Genomic DNA, 15378 nt, shown 5'->3' with positions numbered 1-15378 from the left:
TCTCGACATGAGAGTGGTAGCATTTTTTCATCTTTAAACTGTCCAATATAGTAATGTTAAGCTAAATTTACGGACGAGTTCCACTTGCCCGTCGACCGCTTCCTTTTCAATCGCTTCATCTAATTTTTGCGCGATTTTAGGTAGGCGCTCACGATATTTATTGTAACGTGCTTTCGCTGCTTCTTTCGACATCGTTTCTTTTTCTTCACTTGTGAATCGTTCACGTTGTGGCGTACGACCTAAGTTTTTCGCATGAGCTTCCATTTCATCGATAATCGCACGATCATTATGCGGGTCATTCGCTAATGCTTCCGCTTGCTCTTCTTTTGACAATGTCTCGATAAATTGATCCGCTGTGTAATCGTAACGCGCAATCGCCACGACATTTGTCGTCGCTTCATCCATCGCACGAATCGACTCTTCTGAACCGACTGCCGGACACATCGCCGCAAACAGTACATCATACTGCTTCGTAAGCTTTGCTGGCCATCCTGACTCTAACGTTTCAACATTCGATAGACGGGATTGTTTCGCTTCCTCTTGCAAAAATTGAAGCATTTTGTCTGAGACGTCCAGTGCTGTCACACGGTCTGCATGACGTGCAAATAACAACGTATAACGTCCACTCCCAGAACCGACATCTAATACGTGTGCGCGATTCATCCATCCGCGTTCATTCATATATCCAGCAACAGCATTCGGGATCGGTTCTGCGCCTATTTTTTGATTCGCAAAAAACCCTTCTGCTCGTTCATTCCAAAATTGTTTCGCATCTTGTGTCATTGTACATCCTCCTAATTGATAACAATTCTCTTTTAACGATATACGATGTACCGTATCGATGCATGCTTTCTGCTCATAAAAAAAGAAAGTAATGAAGAATTCTCCACTACTTTCTCTTCCTTTTATAAACTATCGCCAAAATCTTCTCTGAATTTTTTCGCGAGTTGCTCTGGCCAATCTGATTTTGCCTGAAGGCGTCCGAAGAAGAAACGTAACACATTCGGTTCTTCAACAAACTCCAGACCACCAATTAAATCACGGTTATCGTACAACCATGCGATACGGTCCGCTGCGTATTTCACTTGAGACATCGTAAATACACGTCTCGGAAGCGCCATACGAACGAGTTCCATATTAGCAAGCGGTTCTGTACCGTCTTCATTGCGCTGTTCCGACATCGTTCCACGTTCCATCCCTCGCGCTCCACTTGCGATATAAATCGCAGACGCGAGCGCACCTGCTGGGTAATCTTGTTGTGCAATATGTGGTAAAAATGAACGCGCGTCGATATGACAACCGAGTCCACCCGCTGGCGTAATGACTGGAACGCCACGCTTCTGCAATTCTTCCGTCATAAATTGAATGAATTGCGGACCTTGATTGATCATCTCTTCATCCATCGTCTCTTCTAATCCGACGGCGATCGCTTCCATTTCACGTACAGACATTCCACCATATGTTAAAAATCCTTCATACAATGTAATATATTCACGCATTTTCATGTACGCCTCTTCATTACTCGTACAAATGCCGCCTCCACGTGCGTTTCCAAGCTTGCGTGCTGAGAAATAAATGATGTCTGCTAAATCTGCAATTTCTCGCGTAATTTCACGAATTGATTTATTTTGATACGCTTCTTCACGCGTTTTAATAAAATGTAAATTATCCGCTAATAAACTTGCATCTAAAACGAGCATTACTCCGTACTCATCACAAACTTTGCGTACTTCCTTCATGTTCGCGAGTGAGTGTGGCTGTCCGCCGATTAAGTTCGTTCCCGCTTCCATGCGTACGAACGGCACATTTTCTGCTCCTGCTTCTTCGATGACTGCACGCAATTTTGCAATGTCCATATCGCCTTTGAACGGATCGTCACTCGTAATGTTGAGCGCTTCGTCTTTATACACTTCTTCTACACGTCCACCGTTTAACACGATATGTGCTTTTGATGTCGTAAAGTGGTAATTCATCGGTACGACAGAACCTTCCGTCACATACGTTTGAGAAATGACGTTTTCACATGCGCGTCCTTGGTGAGTCGGTAAAAAATATTTCGTTCCGAAAATATTTTCAAGCGCTTGTTGAAGGCGTGTGAACGTTTCTGACCCTGCGTAACTATCGTCTGCTTGCATCATCGCTGCTTGTTGACGATCGCTCATCGCATTCACTCCACTATCTGTGAGCATATCCATAAAGACATCTTTATTTTGAAGTAAGAACGTGTTAAACCCTGCACCTTTCATCGCTTCTAAACGTTCTTCTACTGTCGGTAAATTTAATTTTTGAACGATACGTACTTTATGCATTTCGAGTGGAATATTTTCTCCACTGTAAAACTTTACTTGTGACATGTTTTCATCCCCTATATCAATTTTCTGAAAATACAATATTTTAACTTTATCACGTTGAAGCGACAAAGTAAACAACTGTTTTATAACAATTATTTTTTGGATATATGTTTAGTACAGATACCCGCTATCACTACTCTTGATAATAGCGATAAAATAAGGCATAATGGTATAATGTAATTTTTAAGAGGAGATGAAAGTTATGTCAATCCGCCAGCAAGTTGATCAAATGGCAAATGAAAGAAAAGAACAGCTCAAAAATCAAGGTCGTCTACTCATTCGCTGTGAGGACCAACCTGGAATTGTATCTGCTGTTTCTACATTTTTACACAAAAACAACGCAAACATTATCGAGTCTAACCAATATTCAAGCGATCCAGAAAACGGAACATTTTTCTTACGTATTGAATTTCACTTGGATGACTTAAATAATAAACGTCAAGAGCTTGAGAAGCAGTTCTCTGAAATTGCGACAACATATTCGATGGACTATCGCTTCACATACGGAGCTGAACGTAAAAAGGCAGCGATTTTTGTTTCACAAGAACCACATGCACTCGTTGAACTTTTATGGGAATGGCAAAACGGAGACTTACCGATGGATATCGAAGTCGTCATTAGTAACCATGAGATTGCTCGCGAAATGGTAGAAGCACTCGGCATTCCGTATCATTACATCCCGGCAAATAAAGACATTCGCAAAGAAGTCGAAGCAGAACAAGTTCGCCTCATGGAACAATACGACATCGACATTTTAATTTTGGCACGTTATATGCAAATTTTAACGCCAGAATTCGTCGAACGTTTCGAAAATCGCATCATCAACATCCACCATTCATTCTTACCAGCATTCATCGGAGCACGCCCTTATGAACGTGCTTTCCACCGTGGGGTAAAATTAATCGGAGCGACGAGCCACTACGTTACGAACGATTTAGACGAAGGTCCGATTATCGAACAAGATATCGAACGTGTGGATCACCGTAATTCTATTGCCGAATTGAAAAAAATCGGCCAGCAAATCGAGCGTCGTGTATTAGCACGTGCCGTAAAATGGCATTTAGAAGACCGCGTCATCGTTGAAGGTAATAAAACAATCGTCTTCCAATAATCTTAAAGAACTATTATTCTTCAAAAGCACTTCTTTCAATAGTATTGAAAGAAGTGCTTTTTTATAATGCAATAGCTTATCGTTCGCAATATTGTCATATTCTTAAATGATTTATATTATTTTTGTAAACTTTATAATGATAAAATGGTCATGTAGGACTTTTAGCTTTAAATTGTCATAAAGGAGGAAAAATTTTGAAAAAAATAAGAAAAAAACTTATTGGTGCTTTCTCTGTTTTAATTGTAACGATTATGGTTATTTCAGGTATCAATTATTACTCATCCGAACAAATACATCATCAATATGAACATTTACTCGAGCAAAGCATTGAAAATGTCAATGCACTAGATAATATTTTAGTCGCTCAAAATAAAGGGATTTCTGAAAACCGTGGATATATGATTTTTAGAAAAGAACCTCTTGCTGATTCTGCAATCCGTGAAATCGGCTCTACCGGAGACTCTTTGAAACAGTTAGAACAACGTATTACTTCTAAAGAACAACTTGCACTACTTCACACGATGCAAGAAAACTACGATGAATATTGGCCACTCTTCCAAGAATTTATGACAATTGTTCGCTCAGCTCCTGATGCAACAGCTCCTCATCTTTCTAGTCAAATGGTCGTTTTCAACGAAAATTTAATTACAGCTTCCATCGAATTAAAAGAAATGATTCAAGCGGATGTCGAACAAGAAAAGCAAGACATTCATGACGCTGTAACGAAATCTGAAATAATTGTCTTTGGCATTAGCATTATCGCGCTCATCATTGCAGTCATTATGACACTTGTGATCAGCCGCAATATCGCAACACCAATCCAACAAACGACAGAAGCGATTGAAAAAATGGCAGATGGACATTTAGATATCGAACCTTTACATATCAAAACACAAGACGAAACGAGACAGATGGCAGATGCTTTAAATCGCATGTTACAAACATGGCGTGACGTCATTCAAAAGATGGGGCATACTTCTTCTTCTCTCGCTACACAGTCTGAAGAACTGTCTGCGAACTCAGAAGAAAGCTTAGCTGCGAGTCAACAAGTTGCACGTACGTCAGATGATAACTTGCGCCAAAACGAACAACAAAATGCCTATCTCGAACAATCCGTCCAATCGATTAATGAAGTGACACTCGGTATTGACCAAATTGCAGAAAGCAACGAAGAGATGTTAGAGTCGTCAACTGAAATGGGACAATTCGTCACAGAAGGTGTTGACGCGGTACACCGCATTTCAACACAGATGAATGCAATCGACACGGTCATCCGTCAATCGACAAATATGATGGAAGAAATGGCACAAAAGTCAACGGAAATTCAAGAAGTGTCGGCACTCATTTCAGGTATTGCTGAACAGACGAATTTACTCGCTTTAAACGCTGCTATTGAGGCAGCACGCGCTGGTGAAAACGGAAAAGGATTTGCTGTTGTAGCGGAAGAAGTTCGTAATTTAGCCGAAGAATCTCAAAAATCTTCCACTAAAATTGAAGAGATGATTCAAGACGTTCGTCAAGCTTCTGAACGCGCTGTTCGTGCTATTTTAGATGGCCAAACGAAAGTCGCAGAAGGCTTGAAAAACTCAAATGATTCTTTAACTTTATTCGGAAATATCGAATCTTCTGTAGGTGATGTGACGAGTAAAATCGAGACGGTCTCTGCTGCAGTGCAACAAATTCAAGCGATGGCTGCTGAAGTATTAACGAATACCGATCATTTACGTGAACTTGCTCAAACGTCTGCATCAAGTGCGGAAGAAACGAGTCAAGCAACCGATCAACAGCTCGCTTTTATGGAAGAAATCTCAAACAGTGCTGATACATTAGCGCGTTTAGCAGATGATTTACGTGATGAAGTAGAACAATTTAAACTGTAACCAAAATAAGGCACTTTCTATTCAGCTTCGAATAGAAAGTGCCTTATTTCTTTGTGTATTTTACTCTTTTTCATTTCGTCATTGTCATATTCGGTTTGAATTTACTGCGAATCACGTCGGGGAGCTTCGTATTTGTGCAATCTTTGATTGGAAAGATTCGCTTTAATATGCCCTCCCTCGTCTTTATTTATTTTGCCATACTTGTAACGGAGATATTTCTGCGATTTTTTGTTGTTCGCTTCGAATTAAGTTGCGCTCGGTATGTGACTTTTTCAAATCGTCATAAATTTCTTTTGAACGAGTTAATCCACTGTCTGCCGCTTCTTCTACAGATGCACTATAAATAACGTCGTCAATGCCGACAAATGCCATCGCGGCATAGCACATCGGACAAGGTTCACCACTCGCATACATGCGTGCACCTTGTAAATGATCCGTTTGAAGCTTTTGTTGGGCACGACGAATCGCAATCATTTCCGCATGTCCACTTACATCATGAGTAATATGCAACTCATTGACACCTTCTCCAATCACTTCTCCACCTTTCACAAGAACCGCTCCGAATGGCTGTCCCCCTTCTTCGACGTTCGCAATCGCTAATTCATTCGCTCTTTTTAAATAATTCATCACGTTCATCCCTCCTTCTTTCAAAATACTAAAAAAGAAGTATCCCTACAAGGAAGGATACCTCTTTCATCGATTATTTTGTTAAATTGTGATCTTTGACGAATTGTGCAAGAATCGATTCTAAGTTCGGTTCTGTCACTTCTTTTAAGTCATAAAATACACGTGTTGTCGGTTTTTCAATATTGATGACACGGTTTAAATCCATCGGTGTTCCGATGATGACGACGTCTGCATCAGAAGCGTTAATCGTTGCTTCTAAGTCTTTTAATTGCTCTGCGCCGTAGCCCATCGCTGGCAATACATTTTCAATATGTGGATATTTTTCAAATGTCGTTAATAATGAACCGACGCCAAACGGTTTTGGATCGATAATTTCAGCTGCTCCTAAACGTTCCGCTGCGACTGTTCCCGCTCCAATTTTCATTTCACCATGTGTCAATGTAGGGCCGTCTTCTACGACGAGTACACGTTTCCCTTTAATTAATTCAGGTTTGTCTACTGTAATTGTCGACTCCGCTTTAATGATCGTGCTGTTTGGTGCGACAGCTTTAATATTATTTTCAACCGTTTCAATATCTTTTTGTTCAGCGCTGTCGATTTTGTTAATAATCGATACGTCTGCTGTACGTAAGCTCACTTCACCTGGGTAATATTCTAATTCATGGCCTGCACGATGTGGGTCAAGTACTGTAATCGCTAAATCTGGAACGTAAAATGAGAAGTCGTTGTTTCCGCCATCCCATAATATGACGTCACAGCCATCTGGATCTTCTTCTGCTGCCGCTAAAATATCTGCATAGTCAACACCTGCATAAATGATATTTCCACGCTCCACATGTGGCTCATACTCTTCCATCTCTTCAATCGTACAATTATGTTTTTTCAAATCTTCCACCGTTGCGAAACGTTGCACACGTTGTGCTACTAAATCACCGTATGGCATCGGGTGACGTACCGCAACTACTTTCAATCCGTGGTCTAACAATGTTTCCACGACTTTACGTGATGTTTGGCTTTTCCCTGTTCCTGTACGTGTCGCACAAACAGAAATAACTGGTTTATTACTTTTAATTTGCGTATCTTTTAAGCCGAGTAATTGGAAGTTTGCACCTGCTGAATTGACGAGTGCTCCAATTTGCATCACTTTTGTGTAATGAAGGTCACTATAAGCGAACACACAGTCATCAACATCATATTTATGAATTAATTCTTCTAATTGCTCTTGCGCAAAAATTGGAATCCCTTCTGGATATAAGTCTCCTGCTAATTCTGCTGGGTATTTACGTCCATCGATATCTGGAATTTGTGCTGCTGTGAAAGCTACAACGTTGTAGTCCTCATTGTCTCGGTAATATGTATTAAAGTTATGGAAGTCACGTCCTGCTGCTCCGATAATGATTACGTTTTTCTTTGTTTTCATCCTAATCGCTCCCTCGTGTGTTACAAGATGCTTTTAATCATACACCCGAGTGAATATAAATACAACCTTTTTGTTTAATTTTTTTGAAAAAATTTTTATTTTCATTCGGATACTCTCTCAAAAATTCATTGAAACACTTGATATAACTAGGATTACACCTACCTTTCTTTCTTTTATATCTCCTTTGTATAATTCATCATATTTATACAAATCTTTTTCTCTCCCCTATCGATTATTAAATTGCGGTATAATAAACGAGCAAATTGTATAGCAAAGGAGCTTTTTATGTCTTCACGTGATCAATTCGCCTCCAAAATCGGATTCATTTTAGCCGCAGCCGGAAGTGCTGTTGGACTTGGTGCGATTTGGAAGTTTCCTTATATGGCAGGAAATCATGGCGGAAGTGTTTTTATTATTTTGTTTATCGCTTTTCTCTTTTTTATTAGTTTACCAGTGCTCATTGCCGAGTTTATGATCGGCCGGCGTGGACAAGCGGACGCTGTCACATCTTTTAAACAACAAGCACCGGGAAAACCTTGGTATCTCGTCGGTTATTTAGGGACGATTATGGCTTCACTCATATTATCGTTTTACAGTGTTGTAGGAGGTTGGATTTTAAGCTATCTTATTCGCGCATTCACTTTCCGATTAAAAAGTGGCGACAGCGAATCATTCGAACAATTGTTTCACACGATTATTCAAAATCCATGGGAAGCTGTTTTTGCACAAGGAATGTTTTTACTCATTACAATCGGCATCGTACAAGCAGGGATTAAAAGCGGCATTGAACGTGCGAGTAAATGGATGATGCCGACACTGTTCATTTTCTTTCTCATTCTCGTTGTGCGGTCTCTCACTTTGCCAGGCGCGATGGAAGGAATTCGCTTCATGTTCGTTCCAGATTGGAATCAACTGAATTGGGAAACTGTCTTACTCGCACTTGGACAAGCGTTCTTCACTTTAAGCGTCGGTGTCTCTGTGATGATTACATATGCCTCTTATTTAGGGGAAAATGAACAAATTGGAAGTGCTTCGATTCACGTTGCACTTATGAATATTTTCATTTCGATTTTAGCGGGACTCGTCATCTTCCCTGCCGTCTTCGCACTCGGCTTTCAACCGGATGCGGGACCAGGACTTGCATTCGTCATCTTACCTGCCGTCTTTGAACAAATGCCACTCGGTTCATTATTCGTCATTTTGTTCTTTATTTTATTGTTGTTTGCGACTTTGACGTCTTCTATTTCAATGTTGGAAATTCTCGTCTCTGTCGTCATCGGAAAACGTCGAACGAATCGTGTACGCATCGCTTGGATTGGTGGCCTGCTCATTTTCATCGTCGGAATTCCGAGCACTTTATCGTTCGGCATATGGTCTCATATTCAAATTGCGGACAAAAGTATTTTTGATACGGTTGACTTTTTAACGAATGGAATCGGAATGCCGATCGGAGCGTTCTTCATTTCGTTATTTGCGGGCTATTATTATAAAACAGCAATTTCCAAGCAAGAATTAAACACCCATCCATTGTTTTATTACGTATGGCTCGTCTTAATTCGCTTCGTCACACCTGTTGCGATTGTCATCATTTTTATTCAAGGCATTCGCAACGTTCTGTAAAACACAAAAACCGTCTTTTGTATAGTTACAAAAGACGGTTCTTTTTATTGATAAGCTGCGATAAATTGTTCGAAGTTTTCTGCGTAGGCTCTCTCTGCTAACGATGAGGCATCTAAATGGAACGTAATTGCACCATCTACTAATACGTATTCTCCATCTTCAGAACCTTCTCCTCCACGTTCAACTGTGGCACCACGTGATTCAAAATACTGCTTTGCTTCTTCAAACAGCTCATTACGCTGCATAATATACGTTTCAACTTCGTCATTCATCACCGTATAAGCATCCACTCGTGTCATACCATCAATCATTTGACGCTCTTTTGTTTGTTCATTAAAGCAATGCATTTTATACCAAACGAAAATCGCTTCATTCTCATCATCAGGTAACATATAACGAGTGAAAGGGACCACATACCCTTGCCACTCTACCTCAGCATATACTGGAATCTCTTCCTTCATTAAAGCGTATGTAACAAATTCAACTTCATCAATAGTATATTGATCTTTACGAACGAATGGAATTTGCTCTATCCAAGCAATAACTTGTTCTTCTGTGGGGAATAAACCAATTTTATGCGTATGTTCCCCTTGCAATAATTCTAATAAAAACATACAAATTCCTCCTTTTTTATTTACTTATATGCTCCTATTATATCATCTACTATTTCATTTTACTGTCTTTCTTCCCGTTTCGTTTAAATTGTTATACAATCTCTATTTTTAATTACGATGAAAATATTAATTATATTTTTTAAAGCTAGTAATTATTTTATTCAAAGACGAGATACATGTTTAAAACAGTAATTTTCTTTCAAGAGAAATCATTTATTCTATTGACAATGAATGGATAATTGACGGAATTGCTAGTTTTTAATTAATTTTCTGAAAATAAGTATACAGACTATTTAAAATATAGTACAATAACTAATCTATAGGGAGGTAATAATATATGATTGACAATCCGCTTATTGCGACAACATTAATTTTCGCTTTAATTGCGATCGGAGAATGGATTTCGATTTTAACGCGAGCTCGTGTTCCGATGCTACTTACGGCGATGGTAGGTTATTTAACTTGTGTGTGGACTGGGATTTTGCCAGTAGATATTTTAGATAAAGCGATGTTCCCAGCACTCGGTGCTATTTTAATCGCTCCTGCTATTTTACATATGGGTACATTAATTCCATCGAGTTTACTGAAAAGTCAAATTAAAGCTGTTTTAATTTCTTTAGGTGGACTCATCGTTTCAGGAGTTTTAATTTTGATGTTTATTACATTATTGTTTGACTATCCAACTGCTGTTGCCGGCGTCGGCCCAATTAGTGGTGGAATTATCGCACTTCTCATCACTTCTGAAAAATTAACAGAGTTAGGATATAGTGCGATCATCGTCATTCCAGCGCTCGTCGTCGCTTTCCAAGGAGTACTTGGCATGCCACTTGCGACTTATTTTATGCGCAAATATACGAAGCAAATGCAAGCACAAATCGACCGCGGTGAATTCGTTCCGATGGTGACAGAAGAAGATTTCGCTTCCGTTGATGTGAGCAAACAACACCCATTATTCCAAAGCTCGACGATTAAATTGTTCTTCGTCTTCGTCGGTGCGGCAATTGCTGTCGTGCTCGGGGAATGGACAGGAATTCATTACAGCTTATGGGCGCTCGCTATCGGGATCTTCGGATTGCGTGTACGTATTTTCGAACCACGTACGCTTGAAAAGTCGAACTCATTTACGATCGTCATGCTCAGCATTATTTTCGTCGTCATCGGAACGATGGGTGGTGTCACTCCACAACAAGTGTGGGAAAACTTACCGGCGATCATCGCGATTTTATTAATCGGGACACTCGGTATTTCAATCGGTGGCGCGATCATGTCAAAAGTTGTGAAATGGAATCCGTACAAAGGGATGCCTGTCGCATTAACGGCATTGTTCGGCTTCCCAGGAGATTATATTTTATGTGAAGAAGTGAGCCGTAGTTCGGGTCGAAATGAAGAAGAGAAAAAGATGATTTTCAACGAATTGCTCGCACCGATGATCATCGGTGGTTTCACGACTGTCACGGTCGCTTCTGTCGTCATCGCAAGCATTTTAATCAACACATTGTAATTTTAAGGAGATGTAGGATATGTATATTATTCAAAATGTTCAATTAATCGATGGAACAGGCAACGCACCTGTTTCCAATGCAGTTGTCGTAATAGAAGAAAATAAAATTCAATACGCAGGGCCTGCGAGTGGCTATACATTAACAGGTAAAGAAACAGTAATCGACGGCAATGGCGGGACCGTCATGCCAGGGATGATCGATACGCACGTTCATATGCGTCTCGAATACAAACCGGTGGCACAAGCATTAACGACACCATTTTCTTACGGATTTTATGAAGCAATCGACTATTTCCAACGCACGCTTGACGCTGGGGTCACTTCCGTTCGTGACGCACTCGGTGCGGACTTAGGAATGAAACAAGCGATTGAAAATGGCCTCATCGCCGGTCCTCGTATGCAAGTGAGCATTAACGCTTTAACGATTACAGGAGGTCACGGAGACGGATATACTGTTTCAGGTACTACGGTTGATTTGCTCGCAAGCGACTATCCTGGAATGCCACACGGAATGTGTGACGGTGTCGAAGAAGTTCGTAAAAAGACTCGCGAAATGTTACGTGCTGGTGCAGAAGTGATTAAAGTTCACGCAACGGGCGGTGTGCTCAGTGCGACAGACCATCCTGAATTTGCTCAATTCTCCGAAGAAGAGCTACGCGTTATGGTAGAAGAAGCGGAATTCCGCAAAGGAACGAAAGTGATGGCACACGCGCAAGGTGCACAAGGGATTAAAAATGCGGTTCGTGCAGGCGTTCATTCGATTGAGCACGGCATTTTCATCGACGACGAAGCGATTGAATTAATGCTTGAAAACGGCACGTACCTCGTACCGACATTGCTCGCTCCTGTCGCTGTTTTAGAGACAGCACATGAAGTTGGCATGCCAGAAACAGCGATTCAAAAATCGAAAGAAGTGATCGAAATTCACCGCGAAAGCTTCACGAAAGCATACAAAGCAGGTGTGAAAATCGCAATGGGTACAGACGCAGGTGTATTCAAACACGGTACAAACTTGCGCGAGCTCGGCTTAATGGTCGATGCTGAAATGACACCGATGGATGCAATTGTCGCTTCAACGAAAACAGCGGCGGAATGTCTCGGCTGGGAAGACCGTCTCGGGACACTCGAACGAGGTAAACTCGCTGACTTAATTATTTCATCGAACGATCCAATCGCTGACATTCACGGCTTAGCGAATACAGAAAACATTCAACTCGTCATGAAAGATGGCGTAATTGAGAAAAACTTACTCGCTTAATTCAAAGAGCGTTCCTCCCCTCTTCTTTAGAGGAAAGGAACGCTTTAGTTTTGTTGTAAAATGGTACTTTCTAATAAATAATTCACTTCATACTTCTGTGCCAAGTGACGTAACCACTTCCAAAGCTCCTTCTCTTCAATTTCTTCTTGTTGAAACTGTAAGAGTAAATCAAATGTCTCATTCTTCTCTTTTTGCGTCGCTTTCTTTTTAAAATAACCCCACATATGTTCATAGCTATTCGTGACAGAACCGATTGTCGGAATAAGCATCTTCGCCTCCTCAATCGCATGAGACAACTGTTCAATGTCCCAATTTTGATGACTTTTTTGAATGTGGCGATACGAAGCTTCATTATGTGCTAGCACTTCATATTTTGACGTGCGCCAAAGTTGTTCTTTGTTCATACAAATCCCCCCTTTCCATAAAAAAACACGCATACGATTAGTATACGTGTTTTTCAACATTATAGGAGTGTTTCAACTACTTTTTTCTTCCATTTTAAAAACTCTTCACTTAAATACAATTGATCAGAGCGAGGACGAGAGAAAGGTGCTTCAATCACCTCTTTAATCGTGGCGGGGTTCGTCGATAAAATGATGATTCGATCCGATAAAAACAGCGCTTCTTCAATGTCATGAGTTATAAATAATATCGATTTATCATATTGTTCCCACGTTTCCAAAAGCCAACGTTGCATATCTTTTTTCGTAAAAGAATCGAGATCTGAGAAAGGTTCATCTAAGCACATAATTGACTGTGGACTCAACAGGGCGCGGATGAAAGCGACTCGTTGTTTCATGCCTCCTGAAAGCTGATGTGGGTAGGCTTTCAGCATGTCTCCGAGATTCGCTTTTTGCAATAACTGTTTCGCAAGCTCTTCGTTCGGTGCGCCTGTTAATTCGCTACCGAGCGTCGCATTTTGTAAAACGGTACGCCACGGGAAGAGGGAAGGTTGTTGTGGCATATAACTAATATGCCCCCGTTCTCCCGTAATTTCTTTGTCCTCTAGTAATACTTGTCCTTCATCTGGTTGTAGCAGTCCCCCTATCAAATGAAAGAGGGTACTTTTACCACTACCCGAAGGTCCGATAATTGAAACAAATTCACCCGGTTGTAATGTGAACGTAATGTCGGATAAAATGAGACGGTCTCCAAATGACTTACTTAACGATTCGATTTTGAGGCTCATATCATTTTTCCACTCCTTCACGATTCCAACGAGTAAACAACTTCTCTAACAATAAAAAGAATCCAAAAAATAGTAAGCTCAATACAATGGTGACGACAATTGCTACAAAAACACGCGGTGTACGGTAAGAGGATGCGGACAATGTCATAAACACGCCGATCCCTTTTTGCGCACCGAGCCATTCCGCTACTACTCCTGTCATTACACTGTACGTTGCCGCAATTTTAATCCCTGAAAAAATCGATGGAATCGCACAAGGCAATTGTAATTTAAAGAAAATCTGCTTGCGATTTGCTCCCATCATTTTCATGTAATGCATCAACTCTCGATCTGTCTGTCCGAAGCCATCTAATGTGGCAATCGCAATCGGGAAAAATGCCGTCATCACGATAATTAATATTTTCGGAAAGTCTCCAAGCCCAAACCAAATCATAAAGAGTGGTGCGAGTACGATAATCGGGATATTTTGAGAAATGACGAGAAATGGCATAACAATTTCTCGCATAATCGGAAATATGTGCAAAACTGTTGCTGTCGTAATCCCTGCCAAAATTCCGAATGAAAAACCGATGAGTACTAATTTTACAGTAGATGCAATGTGTGGCATGAATGTCGGGAAGACTTCAATCATTTCTTTCACAATTAAAGTCGGTGCAGGCAATACCCAAGATTCGATTTCAAACAGTCGCGTCGCTACTTCCCAAAAAATGATAAATAAAAGTAAAGCGAGCGCTGGGCGCCACATTTTAGAAAATTTCATCATGTAGTTCCTTATTTTTTAGCATTTTCGATAAATTGATTCGTAAACGCTGCACTTGCATCCACTTCCACTTCAATGATGTTTTCATCATACATAAACTTAGCATAATCGACCCATCGCTTCTCTTCTTGCGTTCCCCATACTGGCGCATCTTCTTGATAAAGTGGTGACAACCACTCTTGACTGCGCTTCACTAATTCTGGGTTTAAATCTGGCTCTTCCGCAATTAAAATGTCCGCGGTTTCTTCTGGATTTTCAATCGCATATTCATATCCTTTTAAAACAGCTGTCACGAAAGCTTGAACCGTTTCAGGATCTTGTTCAATCATCTCTTCGTTCGTAATGATTACTGGAGAATACGTATTTAATTCTGGTGCGTAATCAATCGTTTTAATGAAGTTCATATCCGCTCCACGCACTTCTCCTTCGATACCTGTCCATGCATAGAAAATGTTGACGAAATCAACGTCACGTTGTGTCGCGATGAAGTAATCTGTGTTCCCAACTTGGACCACATCTACTTTGCTCGCGTCGCCACCTTCGCTTTTCATAACTGCTTGCAACATCGATTTTTCTAATTCTGAACCGTATGCCCCGTAAACACGTCCTTCAAAATCTTTCGGTGTTTTAATCCCTTTATCCGTCGGCGTGTAGTAACCACCTGTATGTTGTTGAATGATTGCAACGATTGAGACGACCGGCATATTTTCAGCCCGTGCTTGTGTCACTTGTGTTTGGAAGCTAATTCCGAATTCTGCTTTTCCTGTTGCGACAATTTGTTCTGTAGGCACTTCCCCTGGAAGCATAATTTCAAGGTCTAATCCTTCCTCTTCAAAATACCCTTGATCTTTCGCTGCATAAATTCCAGAGTGATTCGTATTCGGCGTCCAATCTAAAAAGAGTTGTACCTTTTTTAAATCTTCACCTGATTCTGAATTCGCGTCTTCTTTTTGTTCTGCTTCTTCCCCTTGACACGCGACGAGCACGAGTGTTAATAAACTGAGAAACAGTACTTTATACCACGTTCTCATTATCTTTTGTCCTCCT

Annotated in this window: 14 protein-coding genes; 5 read left to right on the top strand and 9 right to left on the bottom strand. The window is 40.6% G+C overall.

Translation table 11 applies throughout. The annotated features are described in order from the left end of the window. Nucleotides 1–33: 33 nt before the first annotated feature. Both ACFQ0V_RS02230 and ACFQ0V_RS02225 read right to left on the bottom strand, forming a co-directional pair. The gene (locus ACFQ0V_RS02230; protein ID WP_381009195.1) at nucleotides 34–783 is read right to left on the bottom strand and encodes a class I SAM-dependent methyltransferase; all 750 of its coding nucleotides are present in this window, start codon (nucleotides 781–783) and stop codon (nucleotides 34–36) included. A 122-nt stretch (nucleotides 784–905) separates the two neighbouring features. Further along, the gene (locus ACFQ0V_RS02225) at nucleotides 906–2354 is read right to left on the bottom strand and encodes a tryptophanase (RefSeq protein WP_381009193.1); all 1449 of its coding nucleotides are present in this window, start codon (nucleotides 2352–2354) and stop codon (nucleotides 906–908) included. 226 nt (nucleotides 2355–2580) lie between these two features. On the opposite strand from ACFQ0V_RS02225, the gene purU reads away from it, so the two are divergent. Both purU and ACFQ0V_RS02215 read left to right on the top strand, forming a co-directional pair. Continuing rightward, entirely contained in the window at nucleotides 2581–3462 is an 882-nt protein-coding gene (gene purU, locus ACFQ0V_RS02220) for a formyltetrahydrofolate deformylase (RefSeq protein ID WP_381009374.1), read from the top strand. Nucleotides 3463–3656: 194 nt separating this feature from the next. Continuing rightward, entirely contained in the window at nucleotides 3657–5342 is a 1686-nt protein-coding gene (locus ACFQ0V_RS02215) for a methyl-accepting chemotaxis protein (protein ID WP_381009191.1), read from the top strand. 183 nt (nucleotides 5343–5525) lie between these two features. On the opposite strand, the gene ACFQ0V_RS02210 is transcribed toward ACFQ0V_RS02215, so the two are convergent. After that, complete coding sequence (locus ACFQ0V_RS02210) at nucleotides 5526–5969, bottom strand: nucleoside deaminase (RefSeq protein ID WP_381009372.1); 444 nt, start codon at nucleotides 5967–5969, stop codon at nucleotides 5526–5528. A 73-nt stretch (nucleotides 5970–6042) separates the two neighbouring features. After that, nucleotides 6043–7389 (bottom strand): cyclic 2,3-diphosphoglycerate synthase, encoded by a 1347-nt coding sequence (locus ACFQ0V_RS02205; protein WP_381009189.1) that lies wholly within the window; start codon nucleotides 7387–7389, stop codon nucleotides 6043–6045. Nucleotides 7390–7674: 285 nt separating this feature from the next. Between ACFQ0V_RS02205 and ACFQ0V_RS02200 the strand changes: the two genes are divergently transcribed. Continuing rightward, a complete protein-coding gene (locus ACFQ0V_RS02200) occupies nucleotides 7675–9009 on the top strand; it encodes a sodium-dependent transporter (protein ID WP_381009187.1) in 1335 nt (444 codons plus the stop codon). A 44-nt stretch (nucleotides 9010–9053) separates the two neighbouring features. On the opposite strand, the gene ACFQ0V_RS02195 is transcribed toward ACFQ0V_RS02200, so the two are convergent. After that, nucleotides 9054–9623, bottom strand: a complete 570-nt coding sequence (locus ACFQ0V_RS02195; protein ID WP_381009185.1) for a hypothetical protein — start codon at nucleotides 9621–9623, stop codon at nucleotides 9054–9056. Between the two features lie 337 nt (nucleotides 9624–9960). On the opposite strand from ACFQ0V_RS02195, the gene ACFQ0V_RS02190 reads away from it, so the two are divergent. After that, nucleotides 9961–11124, top strand: coding sequence for a hypothetical protein (locus ACFQ0V_RS02190; RefSeq protein WP_381009183.1), 1164 nt, complete (start codon nucleotides 9961–9963; stop codon nucleotides 11122–11124). A gap of 19 nt (nucleotides 11125–11143) precedes the next feature. Then, the gene (locus ACFQ0V_RS02185) at nucleotides 11144–12382 is read left to right on the top strand and encodes a metal-dependent hydrolase family protein (protein ID WP_381009181.1); all 1239 of its coding nucleotides are present in this window, start codon (nucleotides 11144–11146) and stop codon (nucleotides 12380–12382) included. A 44-nt stretch (nucleotides 12383–12426) separates the two neighbouring features. On the opposite strand, the gene ACFQ0V_RS02180 is transcribed toward ACFQ0V_RS02185, so the two are convergent. From ACFQ0V_RS02180 to ACFQ0V_RS02165, 4 genes are read right to left on the bottom strand one after another with little or no spacing between them, the layout of a single operon-like run. Then, entirely contained in the window at nucleotides 12427–12786 is a 360-nt protein-coding gene (locus ACFQ0V_RS02180) for a YbgA family protein (protein WP_381009179.1), read from the bottom strand. A gap of 59 nt (nucleotides 12787–12845) precedes the next feature. Beyond that, a complete protein-coding gene (locus ACFQ0V_RS02175) occupies nucleotides 12846–13571 on the bottom strand; it encodes an ABC transporter ATP-binding protein (RefSeq protein WP_381009177.1) in 726 nt (241 codons plus the stop codon). Nucleotide 13572: 1 nt separating this feature from the next. Beyond that, on the bottom strand, nucleotides 13573–14331 hold the full coding sequence (locus tag ACFQ0V_RS02170; protein WP_381009175.1) for an ABC transporter permease: 759 nt from the start codon (nucleotides 14329–14331) through the stop codon (nucleotides 13573–13575). A gap of 11 nt (nucleotides 14332–14342) precedes the next feature. Next, nucleotides 14343–15362: an ABC transporter substrate-binding protein gene (locus tag ACFQ0V_RS02165; protein WP_381009173.1), complete on the bottom strand. Its 1020-nt coding sequence runs from the start codon at nucleotides 15360–15362 to the stop codon at nucleotides 14343–14345. Nucleotides 15363–15378: the final 16 nt, after the last annotated feature.

Source organism: Savagea faecisuis (assembly GCF_042675605.1).
Taxonomy (GTDB): domain Bacteria; phylum Bacillota; class Bacilli; order Bacillales_A; family Planococcaceae; genus Savagea; species Savagea faecisuis.
The sequence above is the reverse complement of the archived record's forward strand: the minus strand, read 5'-3'. Positions and strand labels throughout refer to the sequence as shown.

Bases quoted from the DNA above. Each gene is read 5' to 3' on its own strand.
- ACFQ0V_RS02170 (WP_381009175.1), bottom strand. From the start codon at position 14,331: ATGAAATTTTCTAAAATGTGGCGCCCAGCGCTCGCTTTACTTTTATTT.
- ACFQ0V_RS02190 (WP_381009183.1), top strand. From the start codon at position 9,961: ATGATTGACAATCCGCTTATTGCGACAACATTAATTTTCGCTTTAATT.
- ACFQ0V_RS02175 (WP_381009177.1), bottom strand. From the start codon at position 13,571: ATGAGCCTCAAAATCGAATCGTTAAGTAAGTCATTTGGAGACCGTCTC.
- ACFQ0V_RS02230 (WP_381009195.1), bottom strand. From the start codon at position 783: ATGACACAAGATGCGAAACAATTTTGGAATGAACGAGCAGAAGGGTTT.
- ACFQ0V_RS02210 (WP_381009372.1), bottom strand. From the start codon at position 5,969: ATGAATTATTTAAAAAGAGCGAATGAATTAGCGATTGCGAACGTCGAA.
- ACFQ0V_RS02225 (WP_381009193.1), bottom strand. From the start codon at position 2,354: ATGTCACAAGTAAAGTTTTACAGTGGAGAAAATATTCCACTCGAAATG.
- ACFQ0V_RS02185 (WP_381009181.1), top strand. From the start codon at position 11,144: ATGTATATTATTCAAAATGTTCAATTAATCGATGGAACAGGCAACGCA.
- ACFQ0V_RS02205 (WP_381009189.1), bottom strand. From the start codon at position 7,389: ATGAAAACAAAGAAAAACGTAATCATTATCGGAGCAGCAGGACGTGAC.
- purU (WP_381009374.1), top strand. From the start codon at position 2,581: ATGGCAAATGAAAGAAAAGAACAGCTCAAAAATCAAGGTCGTCTACTC.
- ACFQ0V_RS02200 (WP_381009187.1), top strand. From the start codon at position 7,675: ATGTCTTCACGTGATCAATTCGCCTCCAAAATCGGATTCATTTTAGCC.
- ACFQ0V_RS02195 (WP_381009185.1), bottom strand. From the start codon at position 9,623: ATGTTTTTATTAGAATTATTGCAAGGGGAACATACGCATAAAATTGGT.
- ACFQ0V_RS02165 (WP_381009173.1), bottom strand. From the start codon at position 15,362: ATGAGAACGTGGTATAAAGTACTGTTTCTCAGTTTATTAACACTCGTG.
- ACFQ0V_RS02180 (WP_381009179.1), bottom strand. From the start codon at position 12,786: ATGAACAAAGAACAACTTTGGCGCACGTCAAAATATGAAGTGCTAGCA.